This is a genomic window from Vibrio sp. MMH1-50 (genome assembly GCF_022347645.1).
In the GTDB taxonomy this organism is placed as follows: Bacteria; Pseudomonadota; Gammaproteobacteria; order Enterobacterales; family Vibrionaceae; genus Vibrio; species Vibrio harveyi.
In genome coordinates, this window is sequence record NZ_JAKRGG010000054.1 from 1 (window position 1) to 21,603 (window position 21,603).

16 protein-coding genes are annotated in these 21,603 nt (G+C 44.5%); 5 read left to right on the forward strand and 11 right to left on the reverse strand.

The window, feature by feature from the left end:
* The coding region (locus MHO32_RS23775) for a beta strand repeat-containing protein (protein WP_239214525.1) at nt 1–5,891 on the forward strand (5,891 nt) is incomplete at its 5' end.
* A 50-nt stretch (nt 5,892–5,941) separates the two neighbouring features.
* Here MHO32_RS23775 and MHO32_RS23780 read toward each other — a convergent pair.
* Nucleotides 5,942–7,135, reverse strand: coding sequence for a class I SAM-dependent methyltransferase (locus MHO32_RS23780; RefSeq protein WP_005446769.1), 1,194 nt, complete (start codon nt 7,133–7,135; stop codon nt 5,942–5,944).
* A gap of 186 nt (nt 7,136–7,321) precedes the next feature.
* Nucleotides 7,322–8,725, reverse strand: coding sequence for a methyl-accepting chemotaxis protein (locus MHO32_RS23785; RefSeq protein ID WP_005446771.1), 1,404 nt, complete (start codon nt 8,723–8,725; stop codon nt 7,322–7,324).
* Nucleotides 8,726–8,815: 90 nt separating this feature from the next.
* On the opposite strand from MHO32_RS23785, the gene yccX reads away from it, so the two are divergent.
* On the forward strand, nt 8,816–9,088 hold the full coding sequence (yccX, locus tag MHO32_RS23790) for an acylphosphatase (protein WP_005446772.1): 273 nt from the start codon (nt 8,816–8,818) through the stop codon (nt 9,086–9,088).
* Between the two features lie 73 nt (nt 9,089–9,161).
* On the opposite strand, the gene MHO32_RS23795 is transcribed toward yccX, so the two are convergent.
* The 6 genes from MHO32_RS23795 to MHO32_RS23820 form a co-directional block, all read right to left on the reverse strand.
* Nucleotides 9,162–9,491, reverse strand: coding sequence for a TusE/DsrC/DsvC family sulfur relay protein (locus tag MHO32_RS23795; RefSeq protein ID WP_005446773.1), 330 nt, complete (start codon nt 9,489–9,491; stop codon nt 9,162–9,164).
* Between the two features lie 352 nt (nt 9,492–9,843).
* The gene (locus MHO32_RS23800; RefSeq protein ID WP_005446774.1) at nt 9,844–10,506 is read right to left on the reverse strand and encodes a Bax inhibitor-1/YccA family protein; all 663 of its coding nucleotides are present in this window, start codon (nt 10,504–10,506) and stop codon (nt 9,844–9,846) included.
* Between the two features lie 354 nt (nt 10,507–10,860).
* Nucleotides 10,861–11,610 carry an amino acid ABC transporter ATP-binding protein gene (locus tag MHO32_RS23805; protein ID WP_005443945.1) on the reverse strand — a complete coding sequence of 250 codons (750 nt, stop codon included), beginning with the start codon at nt 11,608–11,610 and terminating at the stop codon, nt 10,861–10,863.
* A gap of 23 nt (nt 11,611–11,633) precedes the next feature.
* Complete coding sequence (locus tag MHO32_RS23810; RefSeq protein WP_005446775.1) at nt 11,634–12,731, reverse strand: amino acid ABC transporter permease; 1,098 nt, start codon at nt 12,729–12,731, stop codon at nt 11,634–11,636.
* Between the two features lies 1 nt (nt 12,732).
* Nucleotides 12,733–13,938, reverse strand: a complete 1,206-nt coding sequence (locus MHO32_RS23815; RefSeq protein ID WP_005446776.1) for an amino acid ABC transporter permease — start codon at nt 13,936–13,938, stop codon at nt 12,733–12,735.
* An 80-nt stretch (nt 13,939–14,018) separates the two neighbouring features.
* A complete protein-coding gene (locus MHO32_RS23820) occupies nt 14,019–15,047 on the reverse strand; it encodes an amino acid ABC transporter substrate-binding protein (protein ID WP_005446777.1) in 1,029 nt (342 codons plus the stop codon).
* Nucleotides 15,048–15,508: 461 nt separating this feature from the next.
* On the opposite strand from MHO32_RS23820, the gene MHO32_RS23825 reads away from it, so the two are divergent.
* Nucleotides 15,509–16,429, forward strand: a complete 921-nt coding sequence (locus MHO32_RS23825) for a precorrin-2 dehydrogenase/sirohydrochlorin ferrochelatase family protein (RefSeq protein WP_239214528.1) — start codon at nt 15,509–15,511, stop codon at nt 16,427–16,429.
* A gap of 157 nt (nt 16,430–16,586) precedes the next feature.
* On the opposite strand, the gene MHO32_RS23830 is transcribed toward MHO32_RS23825, so the two are convergent.
* Nucleotides 16,587–17,069, reverse strand: a complete 483-nt coding sequence (locus MHO32_RS23830) for a YajQ family cyclic di-GMP-binding protein (protein ID WP_239214531.1) — start codon at nt 17,067–17,069, stop codon at nt 16,587–16,589.
* A gap of 32 nt (nt 17,070–17,101) precedes the next feature.
* Nucleotides 17,102–18,154: a 3-deoxy-7-phosphoheptulonate synthase gene (locus tag MHO32_RS23835; RefSeq protein WP_239214534.1), complete on the reverse strand. Its 1,053-nt coding sequence runs from the start codon at nt 18,152–18,154 to the stop codon at nt 17,102–17,104.
* A gap of 396 nt (nt 18,155–18,550) precedes the next feature.
* On the opposite strand from MHO32_RS23835, the gene MHO32_RS23840 reads away from it, so the two are divergent.
* A complete protein-coding gene (locus tag MHO32_RS23840) occupies nt 18,551–19,042 on the forward strand; it encodes a DUF4442 domain-containing protein (protein ID WP_239214537.1) in 492 nt (163 codons plus the stop codon).
* A 25-nt stretch (nt 19,043–19,067) separates the two neighbouring features.
* Here the strand turns inward: MHO32_RS23840 and MHO32_RS23845 are convergent, their stop codons facing one another.
* A complete protein-coding gene (locus MHO32_RS23845; protein ID WP_005446794.1) occupies nt 19,068–20,420 on the reverse strand; it encodes a hypothetical protein in 1,353 nt (450 codons plus the stop codon).
* Nucleotides 20,421–20,603: 183 nt separating this feature from the next.
* Between MHO32_RS23845 and MHO32_RS23850 the strand changes: the two genes are divergently transcribed.
* On the forward strand, nt 20,604–21,440 hold the full coding sequence (locus MHO32_RS23850) for a CvfB family protein (protein ID WP_005446795.1): 837 nt from the start codon (nt 20,604–20,606) through the stop codon (nt 21,438–21,440).
* Nucleotides 21,441–21,603: the final 163 nt, after the last annotated feature.

Sequence of the window (21,603 nt, forward strand, 5' to 3'; positions counted from 1 at the left end):
TATCTATTAGTGATGCAGGCACGATCAACGAAGGCGACACCGCTAACTTTGTTGTCTCGTTAACTAACGCTTCTGAAGCCCCAGTTGAGGTTCAACTGGCTCTTAACCTCGGTGATACCGAAGCAGGTGACCTCGGTACCCTTGAGTACAACACCGGTTCAGGTTGGGCGACCGTTCCTGTCGATGGCGTAGTGACTGTGCCAGCAGGCTTAACTGAGTTCGATGTTCGAATCGCTTCGATTGATGACGAAGTCTACGAAGGTCCAGAGAACTTCACGGTAGATGTGACCGGTCTCGGCCCTGTTCAAGGCACTGATACGGGTACAGCAACCATCGTCGATGACGGTACTGGCCCTGATCCCGATCCGGACGATGACCGTCCAACGGTATCTATTAGTGATGCTGGTACGATTAACGAAGGCGATACCGCCAACTTCGTTGTCTCGTTAACTAATGCATCAGAAGCCCTAGTCGAAGTTCAACTCGACCTTAATCTTGGTGACACCGAAGCCGGCGACCTCGGCACTCTCGAATACAACACGGGCTCAGGTTGGGTAGCCGTTCCTGTTAATGGTGTGGTGAGTGTTCCTGCTGGTATGACTCAGTTCGATGTTCGAATCGCTTCGATTGATGACGAAGTTTATGAAGGCCCAGAGAATTTCACGGTAGACGTGACTGGTTTAGGTCCTGTCCAAGGTACTGATACAGGTACCGCAACCATCGTCGATGATGGTACGGGGCCAGAGCCTGAGCCAGATGATGACCGTCCGACGGTATCTATCAGTGACGCTGGCACAATTAACGAAGGTGACCTTAACCTCGGTGATACAGAGGCTGGCGACCTCGGTACTCTTGAGTACAACACCGGCTCTGGTTGGGTAGCTGTTCCTGTCGATGGCGTAGTGACTGTGCCAGCAGGGTTAACTGAGTTTGATGTACGAATCGCTTCGATTGATGATGAAGTCTACGAAGGTCCTGAAAACTTCACGGTAGACGTAACTGGTTTAGGTCCTGTGCAAGGTACCGATACGGGCACAGCCACTATCGTCGATGACGGTACAGGGCCAGACCCAGATCCGGACGACGACCGCCCAACGGTTTCTATTAGTGATGCAGGCACAATTAACGAAGGTGACACCGCCAACTTCGTTGTCTCTCTAACTAATGCATCAGAAGCCCCAGTCGAAGTGCAGCTCGACCTTAACCTCGGTGATACCGAAGCAGGTGACCTTGGTACTCTCGAATACAACACTGGCTCAGGTTGGGTTGCAGTGCCTATTGATGGTGTAGTGACTGTACCAGCAGGGTTAACTGAGTTTGATGTGCGTATTGCATCGATTGATGACGAAGTTTATGAAGGCCCAGAGAACTTTACGGTAGACGTGACCGGTCTCGGCCCTGTTCAAGGCACTGATACGGGGACAGCAACCATCGTTGATGATGGTACTGGCCCTGATCCCGATCCAGATGATGACCGTCCAACCGTATCTATCAGTGATGCTGGTACGATTAACGAAGGCGATACCGCCAACTTCGTTGTCTCATTAACTAACGCTTCTGAAGCCCCAGTTGAAGTGCAGCTCGACCTTAACCTTGGTGACACCGAAGCAGGCGACCTTGGTACCCTTGAATACAACACTGGCTCAGGTTGGGTAGCCGTTCCTGTTAATGGTGTGGTGACTGTACCAGCAGGGTTAACTGAGTTTGATGTGCGTATTGCATCGATTGATGACGAAGTCTACGAAGGTCCAGAGAACTTTACGGTAGACGTGACCGGTCTCGACCCTGTTCAAGGCACTGACACGGGCACAGCCACTATCGTCGATGACGGTACAGGCCCTGACCCAGATCCAGATGACGACCGTCCAACGGTATCTATTAGTGATGCTGGCACGATTAACGAAGGTGACACTGCCAACTTCGTTGTCTCGCTCACTAACGAGTCTGAAGCTGCGGTTCAGGTTCAGCTTACTCTTAACACTGGTGACACCGGAGTGGGTGATCTAGGGACGCTTGAATATAATACTGGTTCCGGCTGGGTTGCAGTTCCGAATGATGGTTTAGTCACGGTACCAGCAGGCTCGACTCAATTTGATGTTCGAATTGATACCCTGAACGACGCAGTGTTTGAGCAGGATGAGGACTTCAGTGTTTCTGTTGTAGGCGTTGGTCCTGTATTGGGCTCTGATGTCGGTAATGCAACAATTATCGATAATGATGCACCTCCAGCTATTTCCGACGTTATCGATGCGGTTGTTTCAGAAGAAGGGTTAACCGATGGTATACCTGATTCCACGGGTTCTCCTACCGATACTACAAATGCAGCCAGCTTCTCAGGGTCATTTACAGTTGGAGACCCGGATACAGCGAATGTTTCAGTCGTTCTTTCTGGTCCAAATACACTCACATCAGGTGGAGAGCCTGTGTCTTGGGCATGGAACAGCAATACTCAAACATTGACGGCTTCTACTGCGAGTTTAGCTGTTGTTGCAACTGTTGTTCTCACGGAGCCCGCTGTCTCAGGACAAGGTTCTTGGGATTACAACATCACACTGTTTGAACCACTCGATCATCCGGTGAATGATGTTGAGGATATCATTGACTTTGATTTGCAGATCTCGGTCAGTGATGGTCAAACCACAACGTCTGAAAGCCTCAATGTTATTGTTGAAGATGACCGTCCATCAGTACCAAGTAACGTGCCAGTAGTAGACGTTACAAACTTGGATATCCCCGATGTTATAACTGGACAAGTGAGCTTTACAGGTAATGGTGCAGATTCTTTCAGTAGAACCTTTGGTGACGTTGTTGTAACAGCCGAAGGTTTTATTTCGGATGAATCGGTGACGCTTGGCGCAGCACAAGTCAATCAGTCTTCGGATGGTATTGGGGTTAAAAGCTCAGGTGACAACGGCTTCCCATTGGATAATGAGGTCGATTACCGTTTTGCTAACAATCAAGGTGTATCTGAAAAACTCATCATAGACTTGGGTGATAAAGTTGCGTTTGGTGCGGAAATTGAGTTTGCCAAAATGTTTGGAGGTGAATTAGAAGAAGGGGTCGCATCATTCTATCGAGATGGCGTGCTAATTGCTCAACAAACCTTTACTTCTGATGCTCAAAGTGGTGATTTCGCAGCAAACTTTAGTGTTCAGCAAGGTGGCTTTGATCAGATCATTCTAGAAGCAACGGATAACGGTAATGGACCGAATATTGAAGATAATAGTGATTTTACTGTTAAATCCATTACCTTTATCGGTTCTGATGGTGGTATTCCAATCGCATCCGCAGAGGGAACAATTAGTTCTACATACGGTGCAGATGGTCCGGGCGTAACAGCTTTAACGGGTGCGGAATCAGGTTTACAGACGGCAGGTGGAGACGATATTACAGTCAGCGTCGACGCGCAAAACCCTAATCGTTTAGTTGGTTCAACAGATAATGGTGTTGCGTTCGAAGTGCAGTTTACACCGAGCACAGGCAAGTGGGAGTTCATCCAATATGAGCCACTCAGCGAACCTATTGGTGATGGTGATATTGACTTCGAGTACACAGTAACGGATGCCGATGGAGACAGTGTTACGGGATCATTTGCAGTTAACCCTGCTATCCCACCAACCATTTCTGGTGCAGTAGCACTTAATGTGTCTGAAGAAGGTTTACCTGATGCGAATGCCGACAATGGAGCATTAGCTGGTTTTATTGATACAACAGATTCCACGAATGATACTGGCTCACTTACATTGGGAGCAACTGTGGAATCCGTCACATTGGGCTTACCAACGACGCTAATTTCAAGTGATGGAGATGCATTAGTTTGGACGCTCTCAAACAACGATAAGACACTTACGGGCTCTGCAAGCGGTCAGCCAATTATTGAGGTGTCGGTTGACGATCTTGGTAATTTATCGACAGAGCTACTAGGAAAAGTCGATCATCCGGATAGTGGTGGCGAAGACGTAATTGATTTAGAAGTTCCAGTGATTGCGTCAAACGCACTTGGTATTACTAGCTCTGCAACTGCTACGGTCGCCATTGAAGATGACTCTCCATTTGCTGAAACGGTTGTTGAAGACGTTAATGCGATGCAAACAACAGGTTCCAACGTTCAGTTGATCCTGGATGTATCAGGATCGATGGGGTGGGATTCAGTTACTGGTTCAAGTTCAAATGTTGTAACTTCGCGTCTTGATGTACTGAAAAGCGCATCGATAGCCTTGTTATTAGAATACCAATTACTTGGAGATACTAAAGTTCAAATCACAACCTTCAGTAGTAATGCAAATGTACTTGGCGAAGATGGTGTTGAATCATCAGATAACAGCTTACCTAATGATTTAACAACAATTTGGATGGATGTTGATCAAGCTATCGCACTGATTAATAGCTTAACTGCAGGTGGCGGTACGGATTACGACGATGCCGTTGCACTTGCTGCCGAAGATGATGTTTGGGGTAATCCTGAGCTACTTGCGGATGCAAACAACCTTAGCTACTTCCTATCGGATGGTAATCCTAGCTCTACCGGGAATCAGATTGATGCAACAGAACAGTCGGATTGGGAAGCGCAGCTAGAGCAATATAATGTAACAGCGCTCGCTTACGGTATTGGTACCGGAGCTGCAACTCAGTTCTTAGAGCCTGTTGCTTATGACGCTAATAATCCAATAGATAAACAAATCGACCCAATTATCGTTCCGGATATTAATAGCCTTCCAGCGATACTCATCCAATCGATCGTAACGCCAATAACTGGTGCTTTAGGTTCGACTGTTATGGGGGGAAGTGCGTCGTTCTTTGGTGCTGATGGCGGCTATGTATCGTCATTTAACTATGGTGGCGCAACGGGTATTACGGTGACGTTTGATGGTACGACTATTACGGTGGATGATGACGCTAACAACACTGGAGCGACAACCATTGTTGATGCAGTTGAAGATACCGTGACGATTGTAGTGGACAGTCAAAACTCTGTAGTTATTGATTTAAACACGGGTGAATACACCTTCTTTGCTTCATCGATTGCGGTTGCTACTCAGTTTGACTTTGATTACGTACTGACTGACGGCGATGGTGATACTACAGCAGAAACCGTTTCATTTGATTTGGAGCCAAACTCTGTTGAAGCTGTAGATGACACAGCATCAACACCTGAAGGGACGCCAATTGTGGTTGATGTACTTTCAAACGATACCAACAGCGACAATGCGGCTACACTAACGTTGGCTGACGCAGTTGTTGATCCAAGTAAAGGTCAAGTACTCGTTGTAGATAATCAGTTGGTATTTATCCCTTCAAATAGTTTGGATGATGGAGATAGTGCAAGAATTTCTTATCGAACTGAGTCATCAAACGGTGATTTTGATATAGGGGCGCTTACGGTGTCTGTTACTGCAAGTATAGGCGCGCCTTCAGGAGTGGGTGGTAATAGTGATGATACTCTTGTTGGTACAGCTAGTGCCGATATCTTACTTGGAGAGGAAGGAGAAGATACTATCTCGGGCAATGCGGGGGAAGATATCATCATAGGAGGTCTAGACGATGATATCCTGACCGGTGGTGCTGATGGTGATGTGTTTGTTTGGACTCAAATGGATAATGCGGTGGATTCAGTCACAGACTTTGATGCGTCGGAAGGCGACAAACTCGAACTTAGAGATTTGTTCGATGATGTTTCTGGTACCGATATGTCGACGCTGCTTGATGATTTCGAGTCTGGTGACTTCTCTGGACAAGTGAATGGTATTACCTTGTCTGTAACGGAAGATTCTGGAGACTCGACCCTAACCATTAATAAAGGGGGTCAGCAGTTAGATATCAACTTCGATGGCGCATCGGCTGCAGATATTGCCAACAGTATCATTACTAATCTTGAGCAATTGAGAGAATAAAAAAACGGAGCGAAAGCTCCGTTTTCTTTTGAATCTAAAATAGCCAGCGATTAAAGGACCTTACACGCAAAGCCTTTTAGGTAGAAACCTTCTGGGTAAGCGGTATCAGTAGGGTGATCCGCTGCTTGTTCGAAACGTTCCACAAATTTTACTTGGCGATTTGCATCTACTGCGGCATCGGCAATAATTTTTTGGAACAGAACTTGGTCCATCAGACCAGAGCAAGAATAGGTAAGTAGCGTGCCACCAGGGTTTAGAATTTGCATGGCCAACATGTTGATGTCCTTGTAGCCACGACACGCGCCATTTAGTTGTGCTTTGCTTTCAGCAAATTTCGGTGGATCCATGATAACAACGTCGAACTTCGTACCTTGGTCACGGTATTCACGTAGCAGTTTGAACACATCGGCGTTTAGGAATACAGCACGTTTCTTAGAGATATCAAACTCATTCAGCTCTGCATTGAATTTTGCTGTGTCGAGAGCAGGTTGTGATACATCTGCGTTAATAACACGTTTCGCGCCACCTTTTAGCGCGTACAGACCAAAACCACCTGTGTACGAGAAACAGTTGAGAACTTCTTTATCTTTCACGTACTTCATCGCTTGTTGACGGCTATCACGTTGGTCTAAGTAGAAACCAGTTTTATGACCACCAACGATATCTACGCTGATCTTCACGCCGTTTTCTTCAATTACCACTGATTTTGGTGGCTCTTCACCGTGCAATACGCCGGTTGTTTCTTTAAGACCTTCTTTCTTACGTACCGCGACGTCAGAACGCTCGTAAACGTTACAACCAGGGAAACACTCAACTAACGCATCAACAATAGCTTGTTTGTTGTATTCTGCACCTGCACTTAGAAGCTGACACACAAAGAAGTTTTGGTAACGGTCGATCGTAACACCTGGCATACCATCAGACTCTGCTGCGATAAGGCGGTAGCCAGTAAGACCGTCGCGGTCGATAACGTCTTCACGAAGAAGCTGAGCGTTGTTGAAGCGCTTAACGAAGAATGCTTTGTTGATCTCTTCTTTTTCAAAGCTCCAAATACGAGCACGAATTTGAGAAGCTGGAGAATATGCCGCTTTAGCTAGCCATTTCCCGTCGTGAGTAAATACATCAACGGTTTCGCCAAGAGCAGGTTCGCCCTCAACTTTACTGATGCCTCGAGAGAAGATCCATGGGTGCTTACGCTTAACCGATTTCTCACGACCTTTAACCAAATAGATAGCAGCTGTCATTTCTTTAGCTCTTGTTGAATTTTGAAAGGGGCGTATTGTCCGGGATGTTGCCCGCAAAAGCAATATCCATCGACAATCCAATCATTTGTAGAGGCTTTAATTATAAACTTGTGAGTGGAATAACGGACGGGTTTTCCAGGCGCAAAAAAGGGCCACCGAAGTGACCCTAGCTATTAGTGTATGTGATTAAGCTTTCAAGCCAGTCAGCAGTGATTCCATAGTGTCACTTTGAGCACGAAGCTGCTCGACATTCTGAGATGTGGTGCTGATCATCGTACACACATTGTTAGCTTGAATGCGGATCTCTTCAACACTCGATGCAATGTTGTCAGCCACTACGCCTTGTTCTTCAGCTGCCGTAGCGATTTGAACGCTGCTGTCAGAAATAGTTTGGTTCTTGTCTGCAAGTGAGCCAATCTCTTGATTCACTTCGGCCATTAGAGTTTGACCTTCATTCGCATTGTGAACTGTTACTTCCATCAACTTAGTCAGTGATTGACTGTTACGTTGTAGCGCTTCAATCATTGCTTGAATTTCGACGGTTGCTTGTTGAGTCCTGCCAGCAAGAGCACGAACTTCGTCGGCTACGACTGCGAAACCACGACCTTGTTCACCAGCACGCGCCGCTTCAATGGCTGCGTTTAGCGCAAGGAGGTTCGTTTGTTCAGAGATACCGTTGATGGTTGTTACCACTTCATCAATCTGCGCCGCGTTTGCATCTAACTCTTCTACCGCTTGAGATGCTGATTGGATCTCAGTGGAAAGGTTGGAGATAGAGTGAAGCGTGTTTTCCACTTTCACCTGACCTGATTGAGCGACGCTGCGAGCATCATCAGTTTGAGTGCTTGAGTCATGAGCCAGTGTTGCTACTTCGCGAATGGTTGATGCCATTTCCTCTGTTGCGCTTGCCAGCGAATTCAAGTGCTCTTGTTGCGTGTTAGAGATTTCAGAACTGTTTTGAATAGATAGGTTTAGATCTGAGCTGATTTGCTGCATAAGCGCCACAGACTCCTGAATCGACTGAACCATCTTTTGTTCACGATCGGCAACTTTATCGATCGTAATAGCAATCTCACTAAACTCGTCACGAACAGGGAAAAAGTTCATACGAGCAGTTAAATCACCGTTTGCCAATGTGTTTAGTGCTTTGTTCATTGTGAACATCGCACCACCGATGAACGTCATGATGTAGTAAACGCCCATTGCAATGATAAACAGAGTGATAAGAATAATGCTTACTTGCGTTGTAGATAGTGCTGTCCATAGCGACTGTTCGTGGTTAGCAACGAGACTAAAAGCCCCATTCATAACAGAAACAGCTTCTGGACCTGTACCGAAAGCAATCGTATCTGAACTTGAGATTAGGCTAGCAACTTGAGATTGCGAGAGATTGCCTGCCTCGATAAGACCTTTCATTAACATCAACTCTTCCTGATATAAGTCAGTAATGAGTGAGTCTGCGGCACTGTTCAAAACGAGAGTTAGGATGACTAATGCGATGAGAGGGAGCAAGAAGAGTAGGTAGAACTTTTCTTGAATCTTTAAATGGATGAGATATTTGTCAATCCAACGGAAAGGAATTTCTTTCATAATTATTATAACCATATAAAAACCCACTATCCTTAGTGGGGTAAATAGACGGAAATAATATATCACTCAAATTTAGGGAGCGGTATACGGATGGTACTAAAGTGTGAGAAGTTTCTGATAGTAGGTCACGTACAAGGGGTAGGATTTCGATACCACACATCACATCAAGGTTTGAAACTAGGTTTAACCGGGTACGCGAAGAACTTAAATAATGGGGATGTTGAGGTGATTGCTTGCGGCACCGATGAACAAATCGCGGCGTTTTCTAAGTGGTTGGAAGATGGTCCGCGGACGGCAACGGTTGACAGTGTCACTCAAGAGAGTGTGTCTTATAAGCCTTTCCGCGGATTTAAGATCTTATAGCTCCAAGCGCAGTAACTCGATAAGCAACAGCTTCACACGCTGGGCTTGTCGACGTGGCGTTGAGGCGGGCGGTTTATAAGCATTTAGCAGGTTTTGGCAAACCAGCTAGCTTAGTCGCTTGCTTTGCGGGACCTTTCTTGAAAAGTTTGAACAGATACTTGCTGTTTCCTTTCTCTGGACCATGCGCTTTTTCCATCGCTTTAACCAGCATTCTCACAGCTGGTGATGTGTTGAACTCTTCATAGAAATCACGCACGAAGTGAACCACTTCCAAATGCGCCTCTGTCAGTTCAATTTCTTCTTCTTTTGCTAGAAGCTCAATCATGCCTTCTTCCCACTGTGTGTGGTCAAGTAGGTAGCCTTGAGCATCAGTTTCAATTTCTTTGCCGTTATAAACGAACATAGCTCTATTTCCGCTAAGTAACCATTGATAAGTATAGGGTAGCGTAGAGGCTGGCTTGTGCTCAACAAAAGAATCTGTTGAGTCGACTGAGCGAATTAAATTCATACGATTCAAAATATTAAACTGTGGGAGACAATCGTTAAGCTTACACCTTTCGAGTTATGCAAGAAAATGTAAACCTATGCAGGTTGTTAGAAAATTCTCGGGGTGAGTATTTCTATTTTGCATGAGTATTCAATTTGTTGTTTGAGGGGCGGTGTAAAAAGGAAGGTAACATCAACAAGGTAAGGTGCAAAGAAAAAGCCCGAAGTACAACTTCGGGCTTTTTGGAGCTTCAATTCAATCTGACGGTTTAGTCGTCGTTCATGATACCTAGAATGCTTAGTAGGCTGATGAAGATGTTGTAGATTGAAACATACAGCGTAATTGTCGCAGAGATGTAGTTTGTTTCGCCGCCACGGATGATGCCTTGAGTAGTCATAAGGATTGCCATGGTAGAGAAAACAATAAACAAGCTGCTCATTGCTAGGTGAAGGATAGTAGATTGGATGAAGATACTCGCAATCATACCCACAACTAGAACAACGAATAGTGACAGCATTAGACCACCCATCATAGATAGGTCACGCTTAGTTGTCAGTGCGTAAGCAGAAGCTGCCATGAATGACAGAGCAGTACCGCCAAGTGCTGTTAGCACAACGTCGCCCATGCCAGCACCGATGTACATGTTTAGAATTGGACCGATGGTGTAACCTAAGAAACCCGTAAATAGGAATGTAAATACAAGACCCATGCTATTGTTACGGTTCTTTTCAGTCAGGAATAGTAGACCGTAGAAACCGACCAACATTAGGATGATACCTGGACGTGGTAGGTTAAACGCCATCGATACGCCAGCAACCAGTGCTGACCATAGTAGAGTCATAGAAAGTAGTGCATATGTATTACGCAATACTTTGTTGGTTTGTAGAGCACTCTCTTGAGTAGTAGTGCGAGAAAACATAGGACTGTTCATAATCTTCCTCTATAAGGGACTGTCTTATCTTTAATATATAGACATATATGGGCCCGATAGTTCAAAAAATCAAGCCCGCCACATGTACATCTAGAACAAAATAATAATAGAAATAATGTGTTATGTATGTGGCAACTTGTAACACAATATTACCGCCTTGCCTAGCGGAGAAAGGCTTATTATTCAAAGCTCTGAAGACCAGTTCACGTAGAATGTTGTAACGTTGCGCAAATTTACAACGCGTTGAATCAACTGGACTTTCGTAACATGGTCTGTTTTCCAGTATGAGAGTAAAGAAAAAGCGCTGATATTGAGTTCAGCGCTTTGTCGGTTATCTGGGTGTTCAGAATGCGTTTAATGGTGAAGGATCTGAGCCAAGAAGTTCTGTGTACGATCCGATTGCGGATTCTCAAAGAAATCGACAGGATTGTTTTCTTCAATGATTTCCCCCGCGTCCATAAAAATGACTCGGTCGGCGACTTCTTTTGCAAAGCCCATCTCGTGCGTTACACACAGCATGGTCATGCCTTCTTCCGCCAGTTCTACCATTACGTCCAGTACTTCACGCACCATTTCTGGGTCCAGTGCAGAAGTTGGTTCATCAAACAGCATCACTTTAGGGCTCATACACAAAGAACGAGCAATGGCCACTCGTTGCTGCTGACCACCGGAGAGCTGCCCCGGATACTTGTCCGCTTGATCGGGGATCTTAACGCGCTCTAAGTACTGCATTGCGATGGCTTCGGCTTCTTCTTTTGGCATTTTCTTCACCCAGATAGGGGCAAGCGTACAATTCTCCAAAACCGTTAGATGAGGGAAAAGGTTAAAGTGCTGGAAGCACATGCCCACTTCACGACGAACCGCCTCAATGTTTTTCAGGTCTTCTGTAAGCTCAGTACCCGACACATAGATGCTGCCAGCTTGATGCTCTTCCAGACGGTTGATACAGCGAATCATGGTCGATTTACCAGATCCGGATGGTCCACAGATGACGATTTTTTCGCCTTTCTTAACGTCTAGATTGATATTCTTTAGTACGTGAAACTCACCATACCACTTATTCATGTCCTTCAACTGGATCATATAATCTTGTTGTTGCGTCATAATACGTCCTTGATCTTGATGAGTTATCGTTTGTGACCGGTATGCAATTTGTTTTCAAGCCATATCGAGTAACGTGACATGCCAAAACAAAATACCCAAAACACTAACGCGACAAATACATAACTTTCTGTTGCGAAGCCTAGCCATTCAGGGTCGGTATTCGCAGCTTGTCCAATGCCCAGTACGTCAAACATACCAATAATAAGCACAAGACTGGTGTCTTTAAAGAGACCGATAAAAGTGTTCACAATAGAAGGGATAGTGATCTTAAGCGCCTGTGGCAAAATGATCAGTCCCATCTTCTTCCAATAGGTAAGACCGAGGGCGTCTGCCGCTTCATATTGTCCTTTCGGGATCGCTTGCAAGCCGCCACGTACCACCTCTGCCATGTAAGCCGCACTGAACATAACCACCCCGATAAGTGCACGGATTAGCTTGTCAGTTTCTGAGCCTTGAGCCAAGAACAGAGGTAACATCACTGATGCCATGAACAGTACAGTAATGAGTGGGACACCACGCCACACTTCGATGTATACAGTACAGATACTGCGGATGATTGGCATATCTGAACGTCGACCCAGGGCAAGCGCAACACCGATTGGAAGGGAGACGACGATACCAACGAGTGCAATGATCAAGGTTACTAGTAGACCACCCCATTTGTGCGTTTCAACCACTTCAAGACCGAATACTCCACCATAAAGCAAGGCTGCAATAATGAATGGGTAAATGTTTACGAAGAACAACCAAATCCAAATGCGTTTCGGCGTTTTCTCATAAGCAAGTAGCGCAGTAAAAATCGCCAATGTGATGTAGAACAGGCGAGGGCGCCAGAGTTCCGCTTCCGGATAGAAGCCATACATGAACTGTTCCCAACGGACGCTAATAAAGACCCAACATGCGCCTTCACGTGTACAGTCGTCTCTCGTTGTGCCAACCCAGTCTGCATTGATAAACGCCCAATCAACAATGTTCCAAAGAGCAGAAAATACGATATAAGCCAGAATCAACGTCACGATGGAGTTGATTGGTCCATTGAATAGATTTTTGCGTAGCCAACCTACGACACCAACAGTGTTTGCTGGCGGCGGGAGATCAGGCTGAAATTGATGTGTACTCATATTATCTCTCCACCAGCGCAACTTTACGGTTATACAAGTTCATTAACGCAGAAGTGATTAAACTCAACGTCAAGTAAACGCCCATGGTCATCGCGATAATTTCGATCGCTTGTCCAGTTTGGTTCAGCGTAGTTCCTGCGAACACAGAAACCAAATCTGGGTAACCAATCGCCATTGCCAGGGAAGAGTTCTTTGTTAGGTTCAGGTATTGGCTAGTAAGAGGAGGGATGATGATACGTAATGCCTGAGGGATCACGACCAGCTTCAGAGTTTTTGTGCGTGGTAAACCAAGCGACATTGCTGCTTCAGTTTGACCATGACTCACAGCGTTAATACCAGAGCGTACAATCTCTGCGATAAACGATGCAGTATAGACGCTTAACGCAAGTAGAAGTGCAGCCAGTTCAGGAATGATACTGATACCACCTCGGAAGTTAAAACCTTTTAATTCTGGGTACTGCAAAGAAATTGGCATGCCAGCAAGGAAGTAAACCACTAAAGGAAGCGCGATTACTAAGCCAAATACGATGCGACCCATCGGAGTTTGTTGACCTGTTAAACGTTGCTTGTTGTTCGCCCATACATTGATCAAAATGCTTGCGATGATACCTATGACTAGTGCCGCGACGACGAAGCTACTACCAGCCTCCATGACAGGTGCAGGGAAATACAGCCCGCGTACATTCAAAAAGATAGCTTCGCCAAGGCTCATACTCTGCCTTGGTGATGGCAGAGCTTGAAGAACCGCGAAATACCAGAAAAAGATTTGCAGAAGTAGTGGGATATTTCGGAAAGTTTCAATATATACCGCTGCTAATCGGCTCACCAACCAGTTTGATGAGAGACGAGCGATACCCATAACAAAACCAATAACGGTTGCTAGGACAATACCTAACACTGAAACCAGCGCCGTATTGAGTAGACCAACGACGAAAGTACGCCCATAAGAAAACGTTTCGTCGTATTCGATAAGAGTCAGACCAATACCAAAGCCTGCTTCTTGATTAAGAAAACCAAAACCTGTTGCGATACCACGGGCATCAAGGTTCGTCAGTGCATTATTAATGATTGTGTAAAAGAAAAATACCAGTGCAGCTACGGCAATGATCTGGAAAATAGCGGAACGAAAAGCTGGATTATAAATCAGGCTCTTACTTCCGCTTGGTTTGGACATCGTACTTGGCGATGTATCATTCGTCGGTTTCATACAGCGATAACCTCAAACCCTTATTTATAGATTCACTCACGAAAAAGGGCGGCATAAACCGCCCTGTGATAATCGTTGTATTAGCGGATTGGTGGTGCGTACATGAAACCGCCCGCATTCCAAAGTGCATTCACACCACGAGAAATCTTCAGAGGTGAACCTGTACCAACCGTACGCTCAAAGCTTTCGCCGTAGTTACCAACTTGCTTAATCACTTGGTAGCCCCAATCGTCGCGAATGCCTAAACCTTTACCCTTCGGACCATCTACGCCAAGAATACGTTTGATGTTTGGATCTTTTGATTTCAACATCTCATCGGCATTTTTAGAGGTAATGCCGTATTCTTCCGCGTTCACCATCGCAAACAGAGTCCACTTCGCAATATTGAACCATTGATCGTCACCTTGACGTACAACGGGACCTAGAGGCTCTTTAGAGATGATTTCAGGAAGAACGTTAGCTGAAGAAGGGTCTTTCAAGTTCAGACGTAGCGCATACAAACCAGATTGGTCTGTCGTTAGTACGTCACAACGACCAGCATCAAAACCTTTAGAGGTTTGCGCTGCCGTATCAAATACTACAGGTTTATACGCCATACCTTGGTTACGGAAGTAGTCCGCAAGGTTAAGCTCGGTAGTGGTACCTGACTGCACACAGACTGATGCGCCATCAAGTTCTTTCGCACTTGAAACACCAAGATCTTTCTTAACCATGAAACCTTGACCGTCGTAATAGTTTACGCCAACAAAGTTCAGACCAAGAGCCGTATCACGGTGTAGAGTCCAGGTGGTGTTACGTGAAAGCACATCGATTTCACCCGATTGAAGCGCAGTGAATCGTTCTTTCGCGGTTAGGGGTACATATTTAACTTTTGTTTTATCCCCAAGAACGGCTGCAGCCAGTGCTTGGCAATATTCTACGTCGATACCTTCCCATTCACCTTTTGAGTTAGGGTTTGAAAAACCAGGTAGACCGGTACTTACGCCACAAGTAAGGAAGCCTTGTTTCGTGACTTTGTCCAGAGTAGTGTCTGCTGCTTGAGCTGAGGTAGCCATCATTGCAGTAGAAGCCGCTACGACGGAAGCAAGAACTGTTAGTTTGTTTGCCATTTGTATCCTTCCTGTATGATCCATGTTTAATCAGGAGCGACCTGATACAACGTGTCCAATTCGTTAGTGTTTTCGTCCTACATGATTGATTTTCGAAGAAACGGCAATCGCTAAATCAATCAGTTATAAGCGTAGGAAAGGATTTGCTAATTCTCAAATATATAATTTAAAAAGAGTTTTGGAGAGAAGTCACAAAGCGCCTTGCGATTTAGGATGACGAAATGTTAATTGTTTGTAAATAGTGCAACTAATTGTCAGATTGGTGCATCAGAACAATCGATAAAAGAGTGATTAAAACAGAAGGATAAAAGTTTGTTATTAAAAGTGTCATTAGTGTAGGGTGGCTATGTCAGCCGAAAATTTGAACAAAAATTATTTGTGAAGCCGAAACAAGGTGAAGTGGTTGCCCCATTTTTGGTAGCATGAATTTAGACAGTTATTTGAAGTGATCATGGATTGAAATGCGATATTTTCCTCTGTTCTTAGATTTAGTAAATAAATCAGTATTGGTTGTTGGTGGCGGTGAAGTAGCAAGCCGCAAAGTGGAAGCATTGCTCAAAGCCGGAGCAGACGTCACGATTGTCTCCCCAAGTCTTATCGACTTTCTTGATAAGCTTGCTCAAGAGCAGCAAGTGCGATGGATTCAACGTTTTTATTCAAGTGACATTGTCACTAACTCATTCATTCAAGTATGGGCGACAACGGATAACCCGGAGCTTAACCATCAAGTGTATAAAGACGCAAAAGAGCTAGGTATTTTAGTAAACGTCGTCGATGACAAACCTTATTGTGATTTCATTACGCCTTCGATGATTAACCGCGGCCGTATTCAAATTGCCATCTCGAGTGGCGGTGCATCTCCAGTATTGATCCGAAACATCCGTGAAAAGCTAGAAGCCATCCTGCCGCAAAATATGGGACTGATGGCAGAGTTCGCCAACTCAAAACGTAACTCTATTAAAGAGGCATTGCCAAGTGTCGATTTGCGTCGTAAATTTTGGGAGAACTACTTTTCGCACCCCGAGGTGGAAAATGCACGTGATAACCGTGAGCTAGAAACCATCTATCAAGAAACCATGACTAAACCCTTAGACGAGACAGGAAGCTGCACTTGGATTCAGGTAGGTAAAGACGTTGAAATGCTGCCTATTAAAGCCGTGCGCTACATGCAGCAGGCGGAGTTAGCGCTTCACTCAACCAAATGCGAAGCAAATGTGATGGAGTTAGTAAGAAGAGATGCGGAGCGTGAGACATTTTCGAGTGCAACAGAGCTCTCAGATATGCTCAGAAAAGCCAAAGAAGAGAAGCTTCGTGTTTGTATCTTCGTTCCTTATGGAACAAGTGAGTTTTCACTTCTGCAAGGGCAAGACTTGGTAATCTAAGCTTTGTTATCTAGATACAAGTTCGTTATCTAAATTAGTTATCAAAAATAGACGCTTAGATTGCTCACAACACATACAAAAACGCCGACGAATATCTCGCCGGCGTTTTTTATTCCACTGCTCTCATTCTCTACATTAAGAGAGTAGGAGAGCGCAATTAATCACGGAAGTTGTTGTACTGGAATGGGATACCAATCTCAGCTTCACGGATCGTTGCAATCGTTGCTTGCAGATCGTCACGCTTCTTACCCGTTACGCGCAGTTTGTCGCCTTGGATAGATGCTTGAACTTTAAGCTTCGCGTCTTTGATTAGTTTAACTAGCTTTTTTGCGGTAGGCGTATCGATACCTTGGCGGAACGCAATGTTTTGGTGCCAGTTCTTACCCGTCGCTTCTGGATTTTTTGCATCCATAGCGTTCGCATCAATGTTACGCTTCGCCAAGTGGCTACGTAGGATGTCACGCATTTGCTTTAGCTGGAACTCGCCTTCTGCTGACACTTTTACATTTTCTTCTACTAGCTCAAAGCTCGCATTCACATTGCGGAAATCGAAACGAGTAGACAGTTCACGGTTAGCGTTATCAACCGCGTTACGTAGTTCAACGGTATCGATTTCTGAAACAATATCAAACGATGGCATGAAGATTCCTTGATTATCTTGTTATAGGGAAATTACTTACTGGATTTTACTGCGGCTGCCAGCATGTCTAGCATCGTTTCAGTATCATCCCAACCTAGACATGGGTCAGTAATCGATTGACCGTAAGTTAGGTTGTTAATATCAGTCATTGGCTGATTGCCTTCAATAATGAAGCTCTCTGCCATGATACCCGCAATGCGAGTGCTGCCTGATTTAATTTGTTCACAAATGTCTTGTGTAACATCAATTTGTTTACGGTGTTGCTTCTGACAGTTCGCATGACTGAAGTCTACAATCAAACGTTGTGGTAAGTCGAATTCAGCAAGTGCATCACACGCTTGTTTTACAGATGCTTCATCAAAGTTAGGACCTTTCTCACCACCACGAAGAATGATGTGACCATAAGGGTTACCACTAGTGCGGTATACCGTCATACGCCCATTCTTATCTGGAGAGTAGAAGTAGTGTGATGCTTTAGACGCACGAATCGCATCAATTGCGATTTTTACGTTACCGTTAGTACCGTTCTTGAAGCCTACTGGACAAGATAAAGCAGAGGCCATCTCACGGTGGATTTGAGACTCAGTCGTACGAGCGCCAATTGCACCCCACGTAATCAGATCTGCAATGTACTGACCTGTGATCATATCAAGAAACTCAGTAGCTGTAGCAAGACCAAGCTTGTTGATATCCAGTAGCAGTTTACGTGCTTTATGAAGACCCGCTTCAAGTGCGTATGAGCCATCTAGGTTAGGGTCAGTGATAAGACCTTTCCAACCAACAACAGTACGAGGTTTTTCAAAGTAAGTACGCATTACGATAAATAGCTCGTCTTTGTACTTATCTTGGATATTCGCAAGGCGAGTTGCGTAATCGATTGCCGCTTCAGTGTCGTGCACAGAACACGGACCAACGATAGCAAGGATACGGTCATCCTCACCAGTTAAAATCTTTTCAATTTGACGACGAGATTGAGCGATGCGATCAGCTACATCATCAGTGATTGGATGTACGCTGCCTAGCTCTGCGGGTGTCGGCATTGGACCCAAAGGTTGGGTTCTCAATTCATCTGTTTTTATAGGCATGTTATAGCTTTATTCTCTATTGCGAAGCGGTAAAGATAACGGAATTATAGTTAGGAATAAACCGTTTCACGGGATTCTTATCTGTTAAATACCGAAATGTATGTAATGCTGTGGCTATTCATTAATGATAGTTATGTATAAATGACAAAAACCGATAAGGAGATCAATACATAGTCGTTTGAATTTATAACTACTTTTTCTATTCGATAACACGTATTTTTGCAAAAAGAAGCTTGGAGGCTAGGTATTCTGGGTGTTTCATATCCAACTTTAGAACTCGATAGAAAGAAACCGTTTGCGAAATTCCGTAGCTAGATCGATTTGTTATTAACAATTCTTTGACATTTTGGTGCTTCATTGATTAACTGGTCAGACTAGTTTGGTAAGGAGACCAAAATGTTATCTGCTGTTCGCCGTGCAAACCTTTATCTCAACTTATTCGGTTTTTCAAAAGTTCCGCTCATTTGGTTATGCCGCCCGAAAATTCTTGCGATCGATGATCAACATGTGGAGGTTAGAATCCCACTGAGAAGAAGAACCAAGAATCATCTTAACAGCATGTATTTTGGCGCGCTTGCCGTTGGTGCTGATGTGGCAGGTGGTTTTCTTGCGATGAGTAAGGCCCAAGAACAAGGGGAGCGCATTTCTCTGGCATTTAAAGGAGTAACGGCTGAGTTTTTAAAACGCCCTGAAGGCGATGTGCATTTTGTATGTCACGATGGTCCTTTGATTGATGAAATGCTTCGTATGACTCTAGAAACAGGTGAACGTATCAATCGAGACGTTAAGATCACCGCATTGTGTCCAAGTATTAATGGTAACGAACCAATGGCTGAGTTTTCCTTGACGCTTTCCATAAAAAAAGCAGCTCAAAGACAAGCTGCTTAATTTCTCAATAACGACTTATGACGTTCTAGTTCAATTCTATTTTCTCAATAGACACAATCTTCGAACGGTTCAAAACCACTTTCCAACGATAGTAAACAGGTTCATCAGTGTGGTTGTCTTCTTTGACAATCACATTGAGCAAGTGGCGTTTCTCAACAGACTCCTTACTCACTTGCCCTTCGTTTAATCGATATACGCGGTTCGAGCTTTTGTCCATTAAACGAATAATCGGGCGTAAACTCATGTTTAATGTCTCACGAGTTTGCTCGTAACCACTCAAGAACAATGATGTCGCCATCTCTGTTTTCGCATGATAGTGAAGGATTTGTTCTTCCCGTTGAACAACTCGTTTTTTACGAATGTTCTGAATACGATCAGGTAGGCTTGAAAGAGAACGGTAATCTAACCATTCCAATTTACGACCCACAACTTTCTTTGTTGTTGGGTCCATGTACTTCTTGCGCCACTTTGGCTTACCTTTGCGGATCCAACGCCACATCGCGTCGCGCAGGTCATCTTTAAAGATTTCACGTAGGGCGTAGATAAACGACATCGCGATGATGAAAGATGCAGAAATCTCTCCTAAGTAATCTCGGGCAAGAATAACGGTACTCGTCACGACCACCATCACCAGACCTGTTGCGATGCCTTTAATCGCTCGTTTGATGTTATTACCCATCGACATCGTTTTTTCACTCAAAACGATAGGGTGTTCAATCAAACGTCTTAACAAACGCATTTTGTTCGATAAACGGGTCACATCTTCAACAACGCTTGCAGAGTTGTAATTGTTTAACTTTCGGTGCGCTTGCTCTTTCTCACACAGTGTAATCAAGCGTTCCTTGATCGTGCTGTAATCTCCTTCACGAGGCAGGTGAGCCACAAGGGATAGGAATTTTTGCTCTGTGTACCAAGACAAGTAATTATCGATGTTAACGTAGTAGCGCTTAAGGTTTTCCTCATAGGGAATCGAACGGCGAAGACGTTTAAGGATGTCGAGCGTCAGTTCAATGACTTCATCTACTTCCTCTGCCGTGACGCTGTCACTCTCATGTTTATTTAGTGCGGCAACAGCTTTGTCGAGCGCGATAACGTATTGATACGCAAACAAACTCAAACTTACACGGTACTGACGGTTAGATAAGCGTCCACGTTTGGCTAGGCGACTGTGGACCAAAGGAAGCAGTACTTCAGTACTGTAATAAGATCGTTTTTGCGTGATCGAAGTGTAGTAGAACTCAGACTCACTGATGATGTCGGAATTTAAACCTAACTCACCAGGGATGAAAATATAGATATCAAGGTCGAGCGTTTTACTCTTTGCCAACGCATGGCTAATTTTTAAAGTTACCGAGTCTTGTTTGTCGACAGTGACCAAGGAAAGCTCCTGATTTTGCTAAAGCATCCTATACCCATAAGCGCCCGTTAATTGAATTAACTTAAGATCGGACTAGGATAAATTGTTGAACTAACACAGCATAACAGAGAGGTTTGCTTTTCTCTCTGATTTTCTTGTTAGTTTGGGTATAATTCCCTGTAAATTTAAAAAGAGACAAATTCGATGATTAAAATTGGTCAAATTAACAGCTTAGAAGTCATTAAAACGGCTGATTTTGGCGTATTTCTGGATGGCGAAGACTACGGTTCTGTATTGCTGCCTAATAAGTATGTACCTGAAGGTACAGAACTTGGCGCGCACCTAGATGTATTTCTTTACTTTGATTCAGAAAGTCAGCTAGCTGCGACCATTGATAAACCAATCGCTCAAGTCGGCGAATGGGGACTAATGAAGATCGAAGGCATCAATAAGACTGGTGCGTTCGTAAACTGGGGTATTAAAGAAAAAGACCTTCTTATCCCATTCAGTGAGCAACGCGCTCGCTTTACTGCAGGTCAAAACATCCTAGTTTACGTTTATACAGATAAGGCATCTGGTCGTATTGTAGGTACAACTAAGTTCAATAAATGGCTAGATAAAACGCCGGCTAACTACGAAGTGAATGAGCAAGTTGATCTGATTATCGCAGAGCGTAGCCAACTTGGTTATAAAGCCATCGTGAACGGCGAACACTGGGGCATGATCTTCCCATCGGATGTGTTCGGTAAGCTGTTTATTGGTAAGAAGCTGAAAGGTTACATTAAGCAAGTTCGTGAAGATGGCAAGATTGATCTAGCGCTACAAAAAGTTGGCGTAGCGAAGATGGATGATCTTTCTAGTAAAGTGATTGAGTTACTAGAAAAGAAAGGCGGCTTCTTGCCTCTAAACGATAAATCTTCTCCTGAAGCGATTTTTGAAGCGTTCCGCACCAGTAAAGGTACTTACAAGAAAACCATTGGTGGCTTGTACAAAGCAGGTAAGATCGTTATTGAAAAAGACGGTATCCGTTTAGCCGAGTAAACAGATTCACAGCTGATGAAAATAGTGTTGACTGGTGGACTAGTGAGTTTTTCCTTTTGGGTAATTATACCCAAGTAACCTCGAGATGCTAGGTTCAGCGAGAATGACTTGGTTTGTAGACGCGGCGGCGATTTAAAGATCTAGTCATTCTAAATCAAGAATC